Origin of the sequence: Winogradskyella alexanderae (assembly GCF_020166335.1) — a bacterium.
GTDB classification, from domain to species: Bacteria; Bacteroidota; Bacteroidia; order Flavobacteriales; family Flavobacteriaceae; genus Winogradskyella; species Winogradskyella alexanderae.
Genome location: NZ_JAIUJR010000005.1, coordinates 111,572 through 129,197 on the forward strand (window position 1 = coordinate 111,572; position 17,626 = coordinate 129,197).

The window sequence follows — 17,626 nt, forward strand, 5'->3', positions numbered from 1 at the left end:
GATTAATACTTGTCAAATATGAAGAAAATTAAACAAAAACATCTATTAATTAGTTAACAAATAGATTTATACGATAAAATTCAGGTATAGTTATTAATAATGAGAATCGTTCCATTATTAAAAATGGAAATTTGAATCCTTAATAGTATAATTTCTCAACTATAGCCAAAACGAGTTCTTTTTGTAAGTATTTCTTTCATAAAGTTAAATAATTAATAAAAACATCTAATATTAATGTGCTTTCGTAAATATATCTGAAATCAATTTATTACTAATGTATTATAATACTTACTTAAAATTACATATTATCGAAAAATAATGAATTTTATCTTATTTTTGAAAATTAAATATTTACATTCGCTTTAAAATAAATAGCCCCTCTTAACCTACTTAAAATTATGAAAGCCCCAAAACCTACAACAAATTGTATTTGTATTACAATTACGTTTTTATTACTCCTATTGATTATCCCTTGGAATACCTATTCGCAACAGTTAGCGTTCCCAACAGCCATGGGGGCAGGAGCCTATACAACTGGCGGAAGAGGACAATCTGTTTACCATGTAACAAATTTAAACGCTACTGGACCTGGTAGTTTTAGGGATGCTTTATCACAATCAAATAGAACTATTGTGTTTGATGTTTCAGGTATAATAGAAATGATACCAGAATTTCAAGGTGATGATATTTTAATTGAAGCAAATAACTTAACTATAGCTGGTCAAACTGCACCTGAAGGTAATATAACAATTACGGGTGCAAGATTAGTTTTTAGAGGCGAGAATGTTATTGTTAGGTATCTTAAACTTAGATCGACAGATGACGTTGAAGGTGTTATTAATTCATCTAATAAATCTGATGTTATATTTGACCATTTATCCGTATCAGGTGTAGAAACTAATCAAGTAGCTATTGGTATGACTACTAATCCAGATACACCCGCTTATAATAGAACCACACAAAACTGTTTAATAGCATATTCTGGTTTAGGAATGATTATTGGTGATACAACACCTCCAAACGACACTAATAATGAAACTTATAGTATAATAAATAATGCTTTTGTTTTTGTTGGTCATAGAATACCTGCTAAAATAGCCGGTGCTGTTCATATGGATATAATAAATAACCTATCACATGGACACTCTGCAAGACTTATTAGGATTGATGATTGGTCGTATAATCTTAACCATGTTGGAAACTATTATACACAGGGTAGACCTATGGATCAGCTTAATACTGCATATTACGGTACTAGAAACGGTTTGATATATGATAATGATAATTATTATGATCCTGATTTTACACAACCTGATGAATGGGAACGGTTTTTAGGAGATGAAGCACCGTTGCCTTCATCTAAATTTGTTCAATCACCTTTTACATACCAAAATAGTGAAACCTTAAATATTCTGAGCAGTGGTGATTTAAAAACACAAATGTTGCCATTTGTGGGATGCTACAAATACATAAATGATAACGGCCAAGTTATAGAGGATAGAGATTCCATAGATTCACAAGCAATTGATGATGCTACAAATGAAACAACTAGAGGAAGCGTTTCTGATTTTATAAATATTACAATAGACGATATACCGACTTCAAACAACACACGTCCTGTTGATTTTTATCAATCAAATCCACATATACCAGAAGCCTGGTTAGTCTCTCAAGGAATATCGGGCAATGCCGACATACACAACCAGATTCAACAATCAGGGTATACTTTATTAGAAGAATACTTTAATCAAGTTGATTCTATGGGAAACGTAGAAGCCACGGGATTAAACATAACACCAGACGTGGCTACTTTAAATGTTTCGGAAACTATAGATTTGGATGTGCAATTTACACCTGCAAATACTACAGATCAGTCTGGTGTTTGGACTTCAGAAAATGAGGAGATAGCTAATGTAGATACAAATGGTACAGTAACGGGAATTGCAGAGGGTGTTGTTGAAATTCGATTTGTTTCTAATGATGGTGGGTTTACGGACACGTCTGTAATCACGGTAGTTCCTTTGCCCGTAGTTGCAGATGCTGGTGAAGACCAAAATATTTGTGAAGGAGAGTCGGTTTTATTAACTGCAACAGGAGGGACTAATTTCCTTTGGAGTACTGGAGAAACTACCCAAAGTATAACCGTAAGTCCAAATTCCACGACAACATACTCGGTAACGGTATCTAATGGTACTGAAGAAGACACAGATGATGTTACAGTATTTGTTGATACGCTTCCGAATTTAACTATCTCTGACGATGTTACCATAATAGAAGGCGACAATACTACTTTGACCGCAGAAGGTGCAAATGAATATCTTTGGAACACAGGTGAAACAACCTCATCTATTACTGTTAGCCCAAATGTTACGACAACATATACTGTAACCGGAAGTAATGGTTCGTGTGAGGTACAAGAACAAATTATAGTAACTGTTGAAGCGATTTTCCAGGCAGATGCAGGTGAAGACCAACGAATTTGTGATGGAAGTGGTGATGAAGTAATATTGAGCGCAGGAGAGGGAGACGCGTACTTGTGGAGTACAGGAGAGACTACTCAAAACATCACTGTTAGCCCTGAGTCAACAACTACTTACTCTGTTGTTGTTACAAATGGTAGTCAAGAAGATTCAGACAGTGTAACGGTTTTTGTGGATCCAAATCCAAATGTAGTTATTGTGAATGGAGATTCTGTGGATATTTTAAGTGGTGATTTCATCACTTTATCCGCAACTGGTGCGAATTCTTACGAATGGAGCAATGGTGCGACGCAACCAAATATAGCCATAAGTCCATCTGTAACGACTACCTATGAGGTACGCGGTTACATAAATGATTGTTATGACGAAAAACAGGTTACGGTAAATGTATTTGAACCTGTCGTTGCATACGCAGGAGAAGATATAAGTATTTGTCTAAATGAGGTCGCAACTCTTACAGCTACAGGTGGTGATGAATATTTATGGAGTACTGGAGAAACTACACAGTCTATACAAGTTTCACCATTTCAAACCACAGTTTATACAGTGACCGTATTTAATGCCTTAGATTTTGATGAAGCCTCAGTGACAGTTGAAATTGATAACTTTTGTGAAGAGGAAGAATCAAACAACCAAAATGATGAAGTAATAGATATGTCATTTAAAGTTTACCCTAATCCCGCCTATAATTATGTAAATGTGAGGTTAGATGGTTCAATGAATTTGATCAACGTATTTATCTATGACTTTACTGGAAAACTAGTCCAACAAACTGAAATTCAAAACGAATCACAATCACCAATTGTTGAAACAAGGATGAATATTCAATCGTTATCTAACGGAATCTATTTTGTTAAACTTGTTAATAAAAGCGGTGATGATATTACAAGAAAACTTATTGTCCGATAGTAAAATATTTAAAGCCTATCTTTTCAATAGAATTCTTGTCCAATAATCTTCTGCCATCAAAAATAAACGCTGGTTTTTTCATAAGGTTGTAAATCTTATTCCAATCATACGATTTAAACTCATCCCATTCTGTCATAATTGCAATGGCATGCGCATCTTTTATAGCCTCATACGGATTATTGAAAACCTCAACAAGTTCCTCGTTTTCTTTTTCAAGTCTTGTATTAAGGTAATTTAAATCAGCGTAAACTTTGGCTTTTGGAACCTTTGGATCATAAACAGCAATACTAGCTTGCTCACTCAGCAGGTGATCAGCTACATAGATGGCGGCTGATTCTCTAGTGTCGTTAGTGTCTTTTTTAAATGCCCAACCTAACATCGCAATCTTTTTACCTGAAACTGTATTATATAAGGTAGTAATTAATTTATCCGAGAAACGTCTTTTTTGGTGGTCATTTAAGATTATCACCTGTTCCCAGTAATCGGCAACTTCATTTAGTCCATAACTTCGTGCGATATAAACTAGGTTTAAAATATCTTTTTGAAAACAAGATCCTCCAAAACCAATAGATGCATTTAAGAATTTAGGTCCTATTCTAGAATCCATACCGATAGCTCGCGCAACTTCACTAACATTTGCTTCTGTGTGCTCACATAATTCTGAAATTGCGTTTATTGATGAGATCCGCTGTGCTAAAAATGCGTTTGCTGTAAGTTTTGAAAGTTCTGAGGACCAAACGTTTGTACGTAAAATTTGATCTTGTGGAACCCAGCTACCGTATATACTTGCGAGCGCTTCAATAGCCTCTTTAGATTCGCCACCTATTAAAACGCGGTCAGGTTTTAACAAGTCTTGTATTGCGGTTCCTTCTGCTAAGAATTCAGGATTGGAAAGTATGTCAAATTTAACTTCACCGCCTATATTGTCAAGAATGCTTTTGATAGCATGAGCGGTCCTAACTGGTAAAGTTGATTTTTCAACAACAATTTTATCTGTTTTAGCAACATCTGCTATATTTCTCGCACATAATTCTACATATTTTAGATCCGCAGCCATGCCTTTTCCCTTGCCATAGGTTTTGGTAGGCGTATTAACAGAAATAAATACCATTTCTGCTTCGTCGATGGCTTTATCAATTTCAGTCGAAAAGTGCAGATTTTTGCCACGTGTTTCTTTGACAATTTCTGGAAGTCCCGGTTCGTATACTGGTAATTTTGAAACATCATCGTCATTCCAGGCATCTATTCTTTCTTGGTTTATATCTACGATAGTAACCTGTATATTTGGGTTCATTTTGGCAATGACCGCCATGGTTGGGCCACCTACGTAGCCGGCTCCGATACAACATATTTTATTGATTTTCATAATCTAAATCTAATTTGACTTGGGTTATTTTTTAGTTAGGCAAAAGTGTATTAATTATTCTAATTATTATAAAATTCTATATAAAAGTATTCTTTTAACGATAAAATTCAACTTTGACAATACCACTTTCAGTTGTAATATTCTTTAAACCAAGTAACAAAAGATTTAACACCGTCTTTTATTGATGTGTTTGGGCGGTAATCATAATCTTTTATCAGTTCATCTACGTCAGCCCATGTTTTTTCAACATCGCCAGGCTGTATAGGTAACATCTTCTTTTCTGCGGTCGTATTGAGATTAAATTCTATTTCTTTGATAAAGTCCATTAATTTCACCGAATTATTATTGCCGATGTTATAAACTTTGTAGAGTTTATTGTTTTTTACCCTTTCAGAAGCAGGGGATTCACAAATTCTTACAACACCTTCAACAATGTCGTCAATATAAGTGAAGTCACGCTCCATTTTACCGAAATTAAAAACTTTAATTGGCTTATTGTTTATAATTGCATCTGTGAATAAAAACATAGCCATATCTGGTCTTCCCCAAGGACCATATACTGTGAAAAATCTCAATCCAGTTGTTGGAAAATTAAATAAGTGGCTATAAGTGTGAGCCATTAATTCGTTACTCTTTTTGGTAGCGGCATATAAACTTATGGGATGGTCTACATTATCATCTGTTGAAAAGGGTATTTTTTTGTTTGATCCATAAACACTAGAACTACTAGCATAGACGAGGTGTTTGATTTTATGATGTCGGCAACACTCTAGAATGTTAACAAAACCAACAATATTAGAATCTACATACGTATCTGGATTTTCTAATGAATATCTTACACCTGCTTGGGCCGCAAGATTACATACAACATCGAATTTTTGTTCTTCAAAGAGTGATGGCAAGTTCTCACGATCCTCTAAATTCATTCTAATAAATGAAAAATTCGATTTGTCACTTCTAGATAGATAGTTAAAAACTTCTGCATCTTTTTGATTTATACCCAGCTCTTTTAATCTCGAGTACTTTAGATTTATATCGTAATAGTCATTGATATTATCTAGTCCAACAACTTCATGACCCTTTTCTGTAAGTATTTTAGAGGTAAAAAAACCGATGAAGCCAGCGGCTCCAGTTACAAGTATTTTCATTTAAAAGGTAGATTTAAGTTTAAAAATCAAAAATGATGAATTATCACAAAAAAATGACATTTTTACTATGAAAAGGCCGTTTTATTCGTTCTTGTATCTCATCATTAATATTTGTGCTATTGAATTACAATTTGCAACCTCTAATTCTATGTCTTTGCCCTTAAAATTATTATTGATAAAATATTGTTTACATGAATCTAAGTTGGTAAGACTTTTCGAAAAGTCTACATCGCCAAATCTAATTAGATTTTTTACAGTTGTCGAATCCAATTTGTTTGTCAGAATAAAGTCTGCTACATTTTTTGAATAGGATAGAGGTTTAGAACTAATATTTTTAACAGTGCGTGCGTTAGGCCCATAATCACACGACGCTTTCTTTCCGCTTAAAAAAAAGAAAAGAATAATTAATCCAACTGCAAAACCACTAAGGTAGTAACCTAAGCGTTGTATGAATTTCATAAATGATTTAAATTAAAAAATCAAGAGATTGGCATCGTTATAATCTAAATCGTACCAATCTGCTACAGATTTATTTGTCAATATACCATGGTAAAAGTACAACCCATTTTTTAATCCGCGGTCAAAACGCAATGCATTTTCTAGCCCACCATGTTCACCAATTTGTAATAAATAAGGTGTAAAAATATTACTTATTGAGACTGAAGCTGTTCGTGAATAACGAGCAGGAATGTTTGGAACACAATAGTGGATGACACCGTGTTCCTCGAAGGTTGGATGGTCATGTGTAGTTACTTCACTGGTTTCGAAACATCCACCCATGTCAATACTTACATCAATTATTATAGCACCATTTTTCATATGTTCTACCATAGATTCAGTCACTACAACTGGTGACCTATTTGAACCTCTGACAGCACCAATTGCCACATCACATCGTTTTAATGCTTTTAAAAGATTTTTGGGTTGCATTGTAGATGTATATACGGTACGCCCGAGATTATTTTGTATGCAGCGCAATTTAGTAATTGAGCTATCAAAAATTTTTACATTAGCGCCCAATCCAATCGCTGATCGTGCAGCGAATTCACCAACCGTTCCAGCTCCTAAGATTAAAACTTCAGTTGGTGGGACACCATTTATGTTGCCCATCATTAAACCATTACCACCGTTTACATTAGACAATAATTCTGAAGCTACTAAAATGGATGCAGTACCTGCAATTTCGCTCAGTGATCTTACGGCTGGATATGCGCCATCTTCGTCCTTAATAAATTCGAAAGCTAATGCAGTAATTCTTTTTTTAGCTAGAGCTTCAAAGTAGGCCTTATTCTGAGTTTTTAATTGTAAGGCAGAAATTAAAATGGTCTGTGGATTGATTAATTCTATTTCATCAAGAGATGGTGGCTCTACTTTTAATATCATAGGGCAGGAGTACACCTTAGATTTGTCTTTAGTAACTTCAGCTCCAGCTTCGCTATAGTCTCTATCTTTGAATTTTGCACCTTCACCAGCTTCAGATTCTAATAAAACACGATGACCGTTCGCTGTTAGCGCAGAGATTGCATCTGGTGTGAGACAAACGCGCTTTTCCTGAAAATGTGTCTCTTTTGGTATACCAATAAAGAGCTCTCCTTTTTGTTTTAAAATTTCAAGTGTTTCTTCCTGTGGAAGCAATTGTGCCTTGGTAAATGGCGTTCGAGATTTGCCCATTTAAGTTAGTGTATTTTATCTTATTGCAAGATAACGAAACTACCTTAAATCTGGTCATAAAAAATATTGCCTTAGAAATTTTTAAAAGTACTGACCAACTTTTTGCCAGAAGGTTTTAGGCTTAATCATAAATTCCTCTTCTAGCTCTTCCATGGTTTTGTCATGGTCGTTAATCTTATTAAACATTTTTGCTCTTATCAAATAAATTGAAGGAAAAACAATTGCCATTAAGGGCAGAAGCCAAATAATATCAAATTCATCTGTGTATTGTGCATCAAAATTTAATGCACTTATTAGTTGAAATAAAAACATCGCAATAGGCACAATTAAAGCATGATACCACCAATGCTTGCATGTAAAAAACCATATTAAGGAGAGAAGTAGAGGTACCATTTTCATGCAAAGCACCCAGAAGGCTACATTAGCACTACCGTATTCAATACTTTCGTAGGTGAAAAATGGTGTTTCCCATGTTTGGACATCTGGGACATATTCATAAAGGTAAAATAAAAAGGGAGTCGCGGCTACGAATGTAGCAACAAGACTCCCTGTTAAAATCTTCCTACTGTAGGATTTCTTATCCGTGAGTTGGAACCTTGAGTTTTCTTTTGTCAACTTGTGTTGTAACTTTTCCATCTAAGTCGATAATATTAGTCGCTTGAACAGTGAATAACATACCTCCAAAGATTGCAATTGCTAAAACTAGTTTTTTAGTCTTCATAATTTCTAGGGATTTAATTAATTAATTACTACAAAATTACAGTAGGCCATAGGCTCTTGAAAATGGAGTAATGTTAAATTCCGAGAAATATTATGAGTTACATTACGGTTTTCCCGTAACCCAATCACTAATCTTAAAAGGATGAAATCAAAATTTGATTAGAATTTTGGTACTGTCATGGCATTGTTTTCGGTTAAATTTTTATTTGTTATGGTCAATTTGAGGGATCTTGACTTATCTTCTAGCTTTGTTATTAAAATCGAATTGGAATCTTTGGGCAATAATTCAGTAATGCGCTCTGGCCATTCCAAAAAATTCCAATTATCACCACTAAAATAATCTTCTATTCCAAAATTGAGTGCTTCTTCAATGCTTTCAATTCGGTAAAAATCAAAATGATAAACTTTATCGTTGGACAATTCATACTCATTCACAATCGAAAAAGTTGGACTGGTAGCAACATCGCTACTTCCTAAAGCTTTAACTAAAGCATTTATGAGTGTCGTTTTACCAGAACCCATTTCACCATAAAACAAAATCGTCTTGTTTGTGAAATGTACCAATAACTGACGTGCTAACTCATCTATTTGGTCTAATGTATATTTAAATTCGATTGTATTCAATTAAACCTCATTAATGATGCAATAATAGATATAAAAATTGAGAAAACCTAGAAAAACGTGTATTTCATCGGATATTTTTACCTTTTACAGATTTATTTGGGTTCTAAAACAACAAAAGGAATAATCATTTCTTCTAATGAAATACCTCCATGCTGATATGTGTTTCTGTAATAGCTAACATAATGATTAAAATTATTTGGATAGGCCAGAAAAAGATCGCCTTTTGCAAAAATGAAGGAACTACTCATTGAAAGTGCAGGTAAATAAATACTCTTAGGGTCTTTAACTGCAAGTACTTCTTTTTCTTGATAGGTTAAACTTCGACCAGTTTTATACCTAAGGTTCAAGCTCGTGTCTCTATCGCCAATTACCTTGGATGGTGCCTTAACATTAATTGTTCCGTGGTCTGTAGTTAAAATTAATTTGAAGCCTAGTTGTTGGGACAACTGAATCATTTCAAGCAAAGGTGAATTTTTAAACCAGCTAACTGTTAAGGAGCGATAAGCTTTATCATTAGAAGCCAATTCTTTGACTACTTCCATTTCTGTCTTTGAATGAGATAGCATATCTACAAAGTTGTAGACTACCACAGTTAAGTCGTTTTCTTTAAGGGCTCTAAAATTCTCCACTAGTTTTTTGCCAGATTTTAGATTGGTTATTTTATGATATTCATATTTAAGATGACGTAGCCCTAAGCGATTAATTTGCTCGCGTAAAAAGTCCTCTTCATGTAAATTTTTGCCACCTTCATCAGTATCATTTTTCCAATATTGTGGATATAGCTTCTCCATATCCGCTGGCATAAGTCCTGAAAAAATTGCGTTACGCGCATATTGCGTGGCAGTAGGCAAAATTGATAAGTAAGGTAGTTCTGATATTTTTTTGTAGTAATTATTTACAATTGGTTCAAATGCCTTCCATTGATCATATCTTAAATTATCTATGACAAGCATTAAAGTAGGTTGTTTATCGCTTAGCTCAGGGATAACTTTTTCCTTAAATAAGGTATGTGACATGATAGGTGCATCTGTTTTTGGAAGAAACCAATCTTGATAATTTTTTTCAATGAATTTACCAAATTGTGAATTAGCCTCGGTCTTTTGGGATTCAAGGATATCTGTCATTCCTATATCTTCAATATCTTCTAATTGAAGTTCCCAGTAAATTAATTTCTGGTATAGTTCTATCCATTCCTCATAAGAATTTACCATTGTGAGATCCATTGCAATTTTTCTGAATTCCTGCTGGTAGTTTGAGGTTGTTTTCTCCGATATAAGTCTTGAGTGATCTAAGTTCTTTTTTAAACTTAAAAGTATTTGATTTGGATTTACTGGTTTTATGAGGTAGTCTGCTATTTTACTGCCTATGGCTTCCTCCATAATATATTCTTCTTCACTCTTTGTTATCATAACCACCGGCAGATTAGGGCGTCTTTCCTTTATGTCATTCAAAGTTTCTAGACCAGTTAATCCAGGCATGTTTTCGTCCAAAAAAACAATATCAAAATTACTATCGCTAATAATTTCTAATGCTTCGGTGCCGCTTTTGCAGGTAGATACATTATATTGTTTTTGTTCTAAAAAAAGTATGTGGGGTTTAAGCAGGTCTATTTCATCGTCTACCCAAAGAATATTAATCATGTTGGTGTATATTTGTTTTTTAATTAATGATTTTAAAATTAAACTATCAAGAATAAGCTCAAAATATTTAACGATCCAATTTACGGATTTATTACTATTCCAAATTCTCTAATTTTTGACTTAATTGAGCATAAATATTTTCAAAGGTTAAGGCGAATTACTCAAATGGGAATGTCTTATTTGGTTTATCCTGGAGCACATCATACAAGATTTCATCATGCACTAGGAAGTATGCATTTAATGCAGAAAGCAATCAATGTGCTTCGTTTTAAGGATGTTAGCATTTCTGAAGACGAAGAAAATGCCTTGCTTATTGCAATATTGTTGCATGATATTGGCCATGGTCCATTTTCTCATGCAATGGAACATAGCTTAGTAGAAGGTATAACTCACGAAGAAATTTCAGTACTTTTTATGGAGGTTTTGGATAAGGAGTTTAACGGAAGTTTAACGTTAGCCAAATCCATTTTTAGAGGTCATTATCCGCGTAAATTTATGTGCCAACTAATTTCTGGTCAGTTAGATATGGATAGGGCAGATTATTTAAAACGCGATAGTTTTTACACTGGCGTGGCAGAAGGTAACATTAACAGCGAAAGATTAATAACAATGCTTAATGTAGTGGATGATGAATTGGTTGTTGAAGAAAAGGGTATATACAGTATTGAAAAATTTTTAATAGCCAGACGTTTTATGTATTGGCAAGTTTACCTTCATAAAACTGGTCTTGTTGCAGAACAACTACTAACACGAATTCTAAAACGGGCTAAAGAACTAGTCGTCAATGGTATTGAATTGCAATGCAGCCCAGCGTTAAGCTATTTCTTAAAAAATGAAATAAATAAAGAAAATTTCAATCGCGAAACTCTTGAAACCTTTTCAAGGTTAGATGATTATGACATCGTTTCTGCAATGAAAGCATGGCAATATCATGATGATTTTGTGCTGAGTAATCTTTGTGATATGATAATTAATAGAGATTTATTGAAAATTAAACTAAAGGATAAGCCCTTTAAGCCAAAGGATTTAATCGTGCATAAGGAGGCTTTAAAAGTAAGGTACAATATTTCCGATCAAGAAGCATCATATTTTGTTTTTCAAGGAGAAATTGCAAATCAAGCATATCAACAAAAAAAAGACAAAGTCAATATATTGTTTAAAACTGGAAAAATAAAAGATGTATTAAAGGCAGCGGACCAACTCAATCTAAAAGCATTGAGTAAACCAGTAACAAAATATTATATATGCTATCCTAAAAAGAAAATGTGATACATTTTTTCTATTTTTGCGGAAACCAGCAAACTAATATCAATTAATTGAAATTCACGGCAGAGCAAATAGCAGGTATATTGGAAGGCGATGTGGTTGGAGATCCAACTGTTGAAGTCTCCCAGCTTGCTAAAATAGAGGAAGGTAAGGAAGGAACGCTAACCTTTTTGGCCAATCCAAAATATAAGCCATTTATTTATTCCACAAAAGCTTCGATTACAATCGTAAATGCAGATTTTGAACCGGATGAAGCGTTATCTACAACTTTAATTAAAGTGGATGACGCATATAGCGCTTTTACAAAATTGTTGGAATATTATAACCAGATTAAACTAAATAAAATTGGCATTGAAAAGCCAAGTTTTATTTCTGATTCTTCAATTCTAGGCGATAATTGCTATTTAGGAGCTTTCGCTTACATAGGGAACAATGTTAAAATTGGTAATAATGTTAAAATCTATCCAAATAGTTACATAGGAGATAATGTTGTAATAGGAGATAATACAGTTATTTTTTCAGGAGCCAAAATTTATTCAGATTGTAGAATTGGAAACAGTTGCGTGATTAACTCAGGAGCGATTATTGGTGCCGATGGGTTTGGATTTGCACCAAACGATAAAGGGGAATATTCAAAAGTACCCCAAATCGGCAATGTTATTCTTGAAGATTACGTAGATATTGGTGCTGGAACTACTATTGATAGAGCTACACTAGGTTCTACTATAATAAGACGTGGTGTTAAGTTAGATAACCAAATACAAATTGCCCACAACGTAGAAATAGGAAAAAATACTGTAATAGCTGCTCAAACAGGTGTTGCAGGCTCCACTAAGATTGGTGAGAATTGTCAAATAGGTGGACAAGTAGGTATTGTGGGGCATATTACAATAGGCAATAACGTAAAAATACAAGCACAATCAGGAATAAGTAGACATGTTAAGGATAATGAAGTACTACAAGGGTCTCCAGCCTTAACTTATGGAGACTATAATAAGTCTTATGTGTACTTTAAAAATCTACCTAAGATTGTCAAAAATTTAAACGAATTAGAAAAGAAAGTCAATGGCAATAATTAAAACAGAAATTAAGCAGAAGACTATTAAAAATGAAGTTACACTCGAAGGTGTTGGTCTTCATACAGGTAAGGACGTTAAGCTAGTGTTCAAACCAGGTCTAGAAAATTCTGGTTTTATTTTTGAACGTGTCGATTTGGAAGGTAGTCCTAAAATCGAGGCGGATGCTAATTATGTTACAAATACACAGCGTGGAACTTGCCTAGAAAAAAACGGGGTAACTATTCAAACCTGTGAACATGTTTTGGCTGCCTTGGTAGGATTGGATATTGACAATGCAATAATTGAGCTCAATGCTTCAGAGCCTCCAATCATGGATGGTTCTTCTAAGTTTTTTGTTGAAGCAATTGAAAAAGCTGGTATTGTTGAGCAGGAAGCATTTAGAGAAGAATATAAAGTAACACAAGTGCTATCCTATTCTGACGAAGAGTCCGGGAGTGAAATTTTATTAATGCCAGCAAAGTCCTATCAAGTAACTACAATGGTTGATTTTGGCACCAAAGTTCTTGGCACTCAAAACGCTACAATGCACCATGTAGATGAGTTTAAAACCGAAATTGCAGACGCAAGAACGTTTAGCTTTTTGCATGAGTTGGAAATGTTGTTAGAACACGGTCTGATCAAGGGAGGTGATTTAAACAACGCTATCGTATATGTAGATAAGGAATTATCACCAGATACGATGGAAAGACTTAAAATTGCATTTAAAAAAGATAACATTGCTGTTAAGCCAAACGGTATTTTAGATAATCTCACCTTGCACTACCCAAATGAAGCTGCACGTCACAAGCTTTTAGACGTAGTTGGTGATTTAGCTTTGATAGGAACAAAAGTGCGAGGAAAAGTAATCGCGAATAAGCCAGGACATTATGTGAATACGCAGTTTGCAAAGAAAATCTCAAAATTGATAAAGAATGAGAGACGTAATAATGTTCCGCAAATTAATCTAAATGCGCCTCCGTTAATGGATGTAAATCAGATTATGAATATGTTGCCACACAGGCAACCATTTTTACTACTCGATAAGGTTTATGAATTAACGGACAATTATGTTATTGGGATGAAAAATGTGACTATGAATGAGGAATTTTTCAAAGGTCATTTTCCTGGTGCACCTGTTATGCCTGGCGTGTTAATTGTAGAAGCAATGGCACAAACAGGGGGTATTTTAGTTTTAAGCACAGTGCCAGACCCAGAAAATTACCTAACATTCTTCATGAAAATGGATAATGTAAAGTTTAAACAAAAAGTTGTTCCTGGCGATACTCTTATTTTTAAATGCGAATTAATTACACCAATAAGACGTGGCATTTGTCATATGCAAGGTTATGCATATACAAATGGAAAATTATGTGCTGAGGCAGAGTTAATGGCCCAAATTTCTAAAGTAAAATAAAATGAACCAACCACTTGCATACGTTCATCCAGGCGCAAAAATTGCGAAGAACGTCGTTATAGAACCATTCACAACAATTCACAATAATGTAAAAATTGGGGAAGGTACTTGGATCGGCAGTAATGTTACAATCATGGAGGGTGCACGTATTGGTAAGAATTGTAATATTTTTCCAGGCGCAGTAATTTCTGCAGTTCCGCAAGACCTTAAATATAATGATGAAGATACCACTGTAGAAATTGGAGATAATGTAACCATTAGGGAATGTGTTACAATTAATCGAGGTACTACGGACAAAATGAAGACCGTAATTGGAAACAACTGTCTGATTATGGCATATTGTCACATTGCTCATGACTGTGTTGTTGGCAACAACTGTATCTTTTCTAATAATAGTACACTTGCAGGTCACATTACTGTAGGTGATTATGTTGTTTTGGCAGGAATGACAGCTGTCCATCAATTTTGTTCAATAGGTAATCATGCATTTGTAACTGGCGGATCATTGGTTAGAAAAGATGTGCCACCATTTGTCAAAGCTGCAAGAGAGCCTTTATCCTATGTTGGAATTAATTCTGTTGGACTAAGAAGAAGAGGGTTCAGCACTGAGAAAATACGAGAGATTCAAAATATATTTAGAATACTTTATCAGAAAAATTACAACACTACCCAAGCAACAGAAATAATAGAAGCCGAAATGGAGGCAACACCAGAGCGCGATGAAATTCTTCAGTTCATAAAGAATTCCCATCGTGGAATTATGAAAGGGTACTTTAAATCAAATTAAATTTTAATATGGCAAACACCTCAGATATCCGTAATGGATTGTGCATCAAATACAATAATGACATTTATAAAATAATAGAGTTTCTGCACGTGAAGCCCGGAAAGGGTCCAGCATTTGTGAGAACAAAATTAAAAAGTGTAACCACAGGAAAGGTTATTGACAATACTTTTTCAGCAGGCCACAAAATTGATGATGTCAGAGTAGAGACTCATAAATTTCAGTACTTATACAATGATGGTGAGTTTTATCACTTTATGAATGAAGCAGATTATACACAGATACGATTATTAGAATCAGCATTAGATAGAGCAGACTTAATGAAGGAAGGCGAAATCGTAACCATTCAAATCAATACTGAAGATAATATGCCATTATCCGTTGATATGCCTGCAACGGTAATTTTAGAAGTTACACATACCGAGCCTGGTGTAAAAGGTAATACTGCAACTAATGCTACCAAACCTGCAACTGTTGAAACAGGAGCTATTGTTAATGTTCCTCTTTTCATCAATGAAGGCGATAAGATTAAGATAGAAACAGATAAGGGAACTTACAAAGAACGTATAAAGGAATAAATGAAGTTTCCAAGAGCACACACCTTAAAAGAAATTGCTGGGATTATTTCCTGTGAATTTGTAGGAGCTACTGATTTTCAAGTATTAGGAATGAATGAAATCCATGTTGTGGAACCTGGAGACATCGTCTTTGTAGACCATCCAAAATACTATGACAAAGCTTTAAATTCTCGCGCTACAGTAATTTTGATTAACAAAAAAGTTGAGTGCCCTCTAGGAAAAGCCCTCCTGATTTCAGACGATCCATTTAGGGATTTTAACAAACTAACAGAACATTTTAAGCCATTTAAACCCAGTAATAACGCTATTGCATCAAACGCCTTAATTGGTGAGGGCACAATAGTTCAACCCAATTGCTTTATTGGTAATAATGTAATAATTGGTAAAGACTGTATTATTCATTCTAATGTAAGTATCTATGATGATACGGTTATTGGCAATAATGTAACGATACATGCAGGTAGTGTATTGGGTGCTTCGGCATTTTATTATAAAAATAGACCTGAAGGATTTGATCAGTTGTTATCAGGAGGACGTGTTGTGATTGAAGACAATGTTGATATCGGAGCATTGTGCACTATTGATAGAGGCGTAACAGGTGATACGACTATTGGGGCAGGTTCAAAATTAGATAATCAAATACAAGTTGGTCATGACACCATTATCGGTAAAAAGTGTTTAATTGCGTCTCAAACCGGAATAGCTGGTTGCGTGGTTATTGAAGATGAAGTTACCATTTGGGGTCAAGTTGGCATAACAAGCGGTATAACCATTGGAAAAAAGGCTATTATACTTGCACAATCAGGTATAAGTAAATCCTTAAAGGGGAACAAAACCTATTTTGGTTCTCCTGCTGAAGATGCCAGAAGCAAGTATAAAGAAATAGCTTCAATAAAAAGAATTCCAGAACTTTCAAAACAAGTGAAAAAATTATCGGAATAAATTCTTTAAACTTAATTTAAAGATTTAAAAAGTTTTATTTTTGCAATGTTTTTTTAATAGAAAATCATTTACATGAGCGTATTAGTTAATAAAGATTCAAAAATTATAGTCCAAGGATTTACTGGCAGTGAAGGTACATTTCACGCTAGTCAAATGATAGAATATGGTACCAATGTAGTTGGAGGTGTTACACCAGGCAAAGGAGGCCAAACTCATTTGGACAAGCCTGTATTTAACACTGTTTCTGAAGCTGTTGAAAAAGTTGGTGCAGATACAACCATAATTTTTGTTCCACCTGCCTTCGCAGCAGATGCTATTATGGAGGCAGCAGACGCAGGTATTAAAGTAATTATTACGATTACAGAAGGTATTCCAGTTGGAGATATGATAAAGGCCTATGAGTATATTAAGGATAGAGGAAGCAGACTAGTTGGCCCAAACTGTCCAGGAGTTATAACACCTGGTGAGGCCAAAGTTGGAATAATGCCTGGCTTTGTGTTCAAAAAGGGAAAAGTAGGTATAGTGTCCAAATCTGGAACACTTACTTACGAAGCAGCAGACCAAGTGGTAAAACAAGGTTTGGGTATAACCACAGCCATTGGAATTGGTGGTGACCCAATAATAGGTACAACTACAAAAGAAGCTGTAGAATTATTAATTAACGATCCTGAAACCGAAGCCGTTGTAATGATTGGCGAGATCGGTGGTCAGTTAGAGGCAGATGCCGCAAGATGGTACAAAGAAAGCGGAAGTAAAAAACCTGTGGTTGGTTTTATAGCTGGTGAAACAGCTCCTGCAGGAAGAACTATGGGACATGCAGGTGCTATTGTTGGAGGTAGTGACGATACTGCACAAGCCAAGAAGAAAATCATGCGAGCATGTGGAATTCATGTCGTTGATTCTCCAGCAGAAATAGGTAAAAAAGTTGCCGAAGTATTGTAATACAAAGCGCTTACAAAAGTTAAAAACCTTACAAAATCTTGTGAGGTTTTTTTATGTCGTCGTAATTTGTAATTAGTATATTTG

Annotated in this window: 15 protein-coding genes; 8 read left to right on the forward strand and 7 right to left on the reverse strand. The window is 34.6% G+C overall.

Annotated features, from left to right (window positions below):
* Positions 1-398 precede the first annotated feature (398 nt).
* Positions 399-3,389, forward strand: coding sequence for an Ig-like domain-containing protein (locus LBU54_RS08890; protein ID WP_224528454.1), 2,991 nt, complete (start codon positions 399-401; stop codon positions 3,387-3,389).
* Here LBU54_RS08890 and LBU54_RS08895 read toward each other — a convergent pair.
* From LBU54_RS08895 to porX, 7 genes are all read right to left on the reverse strand, one after another.
* The gene (locus tag LBU54_RS08895; RefSeq protein WP_224528455.1) at positions 3,376-4,755 is read right to left on the reverse strand and encodes a nucleotide sugar dehydrogenase; all 1,380 of its coding nucleotides are present in this window, start codon (positions 4,753-4,755) and stop codon (positions 3,376-3,378) included. The genes LBU54_RS08890 and LBU54_RS08895 overlap by 14 nt on opposite strands.
* Positions 4,756-4,883: 128 nt before the next feature.
* Positions 4,884-5,903 (reverse strand): NAD-dependent epimerase, encoded by a 1,020-nt coding sequence (locus LBU54_RS08900; RefSeq protein WP_224528457.1) that lies wholly within the window; start codon positions 5,901-5,903, stop codon positions 4,884-4,886.
* 81 nt (positions 5,904-5,984) lie between these two features.
* Positions 5,985-6,362: a hypothetical protein gene (locus LBU54_RS08905; protein ID WP_224528458.1), complete on the reverse strand. Its 378-nt coding sequence runs from the start codon at positions 6,360-6,362 to the stop codon at positions 5,985-5,987.
* A 12-nt stretch (positions 6,363-6,374) separates the two neighbouring features.
* Complete coding sequence (locus LBU54_RS08910) at positions 6,375-7,574, reverse strand: alanine dehydrogenase (protein ID WP_224528461.1); 1,200 nt, start codon at positions 7,572-7,574, stop codon at positions 6,375-6,377.
* 81 nt (positions 7,575-7,655) lie between these two features.
* Complete coding sequence (locus LBU54_RS08915; RefSeq protein ID WP_224528465.1) at positions 7,656-8,210, reverse strand: hypothetical protein; 555 nt, start codon at positions 8,208-8,210, stop codon at positions 7,656-7,658.
* A 243-nt stretch (positions 8,211-8,453) separates the two neighbouring features.
* A complete protein-coding gene (gene tsaE, locus LBU54_RS08920) occupies positions 8,454-8,918 on the reverse strand; it encodes a tRNA (adenosine(37)-N6)-threonylcarbamoyltransferase complex ATPase subunit type 1 TsaE (RefSeq protein WP_262899738.1) in 465 nt (154 codons plus the stop codon).
* 92 nt (positions 8,919-9,010) lie between these two features.
* A complete protein-coding gene (gene porX, locus LBU54_RS08925; protein ID WP_224528468.1) occupies positions 9,011-10,558 on the reverse strand; it encodes a T9SS response regulator signal transducer PorX in 1,548 nt (515 codons plus the stop codon).
* A gap of 165 nt (positions 10,559-10,723) precedes the next feature.
* Here porX and LBU54_RS08930 point away from each other — a divergent pair, with 165 nt between their 5' ends.
* The 7 genes from LBU54_RS08930 to sucD all read left to right on the forward strand — a co-directional run bounded on the left by LBU54_RS08930 (position 10,724) and on the right by sucD (position 17,542).
* Positions 10,724-11,827 (forward strand): HD domain-containing protein, encoded by a 1,104-nt coding sequence (locus LBU54_RS08930; RefSeq protein ID WP_224528470.1) that lies wholly within the window; start codon positions 10,724-10,726, stop codon positions 11,825-11,827.
* 47 nt (positions 11,828-11,874) lie between these two features.
* On the forward strand, positions 11,875-12,903 hold the full coding sequence (gene lpxD, locus LBU54_RS08935) for a UDP-3-O-(3-hydroxymyristoyl)glucosamine N-acyltransferase (RefSeq protein ID WP_224528473.1): 1,029 nt from the start codon (positions 11,875-11,877) through the stop codon (positions 12,901-12,903).
* Entirely contained in the window at positions 12,890-14,296 is a 1,407-nt protein-coding gene (locus LBU54_RS08940) for a bifunctional UDP-3-O-[3-hydroxymyristoyl] N-acetylglucosamine deacetylase/3-hydroxyacyl-ACP dehydratase (RefSeq protein WP_224528476.1), read from the forward strand. The genes lpxD and LBU54_RS08940 overlap by 14 nt, the downstream gene beginning before the upstream one ends.
* 1 nt (position 14,297) lies before the next feature.
* A complete protein-coding gene (gene lpxA / locus LBU54_RS08945; RefSeq protein ID WP_224528479.1) occupies positions 14,298-15,083 on the forward strand; it encodes an acyl-ACP--UDP-N-acetylglucosamine O-acyltransferase in 786 nt (261 codons plus the stop codon).
* Positions 15,084-15,091: 8 nt separating this feature from the next.
* Positions 15,092-15,658, forward strand: a complete 567-nt coding sequence (gene efp, locus LBU54_RS08950) for an elongation factor P (RefSeq protein WP_224528481.1) — start codon at positions 15,092-15,094, stop codon at positions 15,656-15,658.
* Positions 15,659-16,600, forward strand: a complete 942-nt coding sequence (locus tag LBU54_RS08955; protein ID WP_224528484.1) for a UDP-3-O-(3-hydroxymyristoyl)glucosamine N-acyltransferase — start codon at positions 15,659-15,661, stop codon at positions 16,598-16,600.
* Between the two features lie 72 nt (positions 16,601-16,672).
* Positions 16,673-17,542, forward strand: coding sequence for a succinate--CoA ligase subunit alpha (gene sucD, locus LBU54_RS08960; protein WP_224528486.1), 870 nt, complete (start codon positions 16,673-16,675; stop codon positions 17,540-17,542).
* The last annotated feature ends 84 nt before the right edge of the window (positions 17,543-17,626 follow it).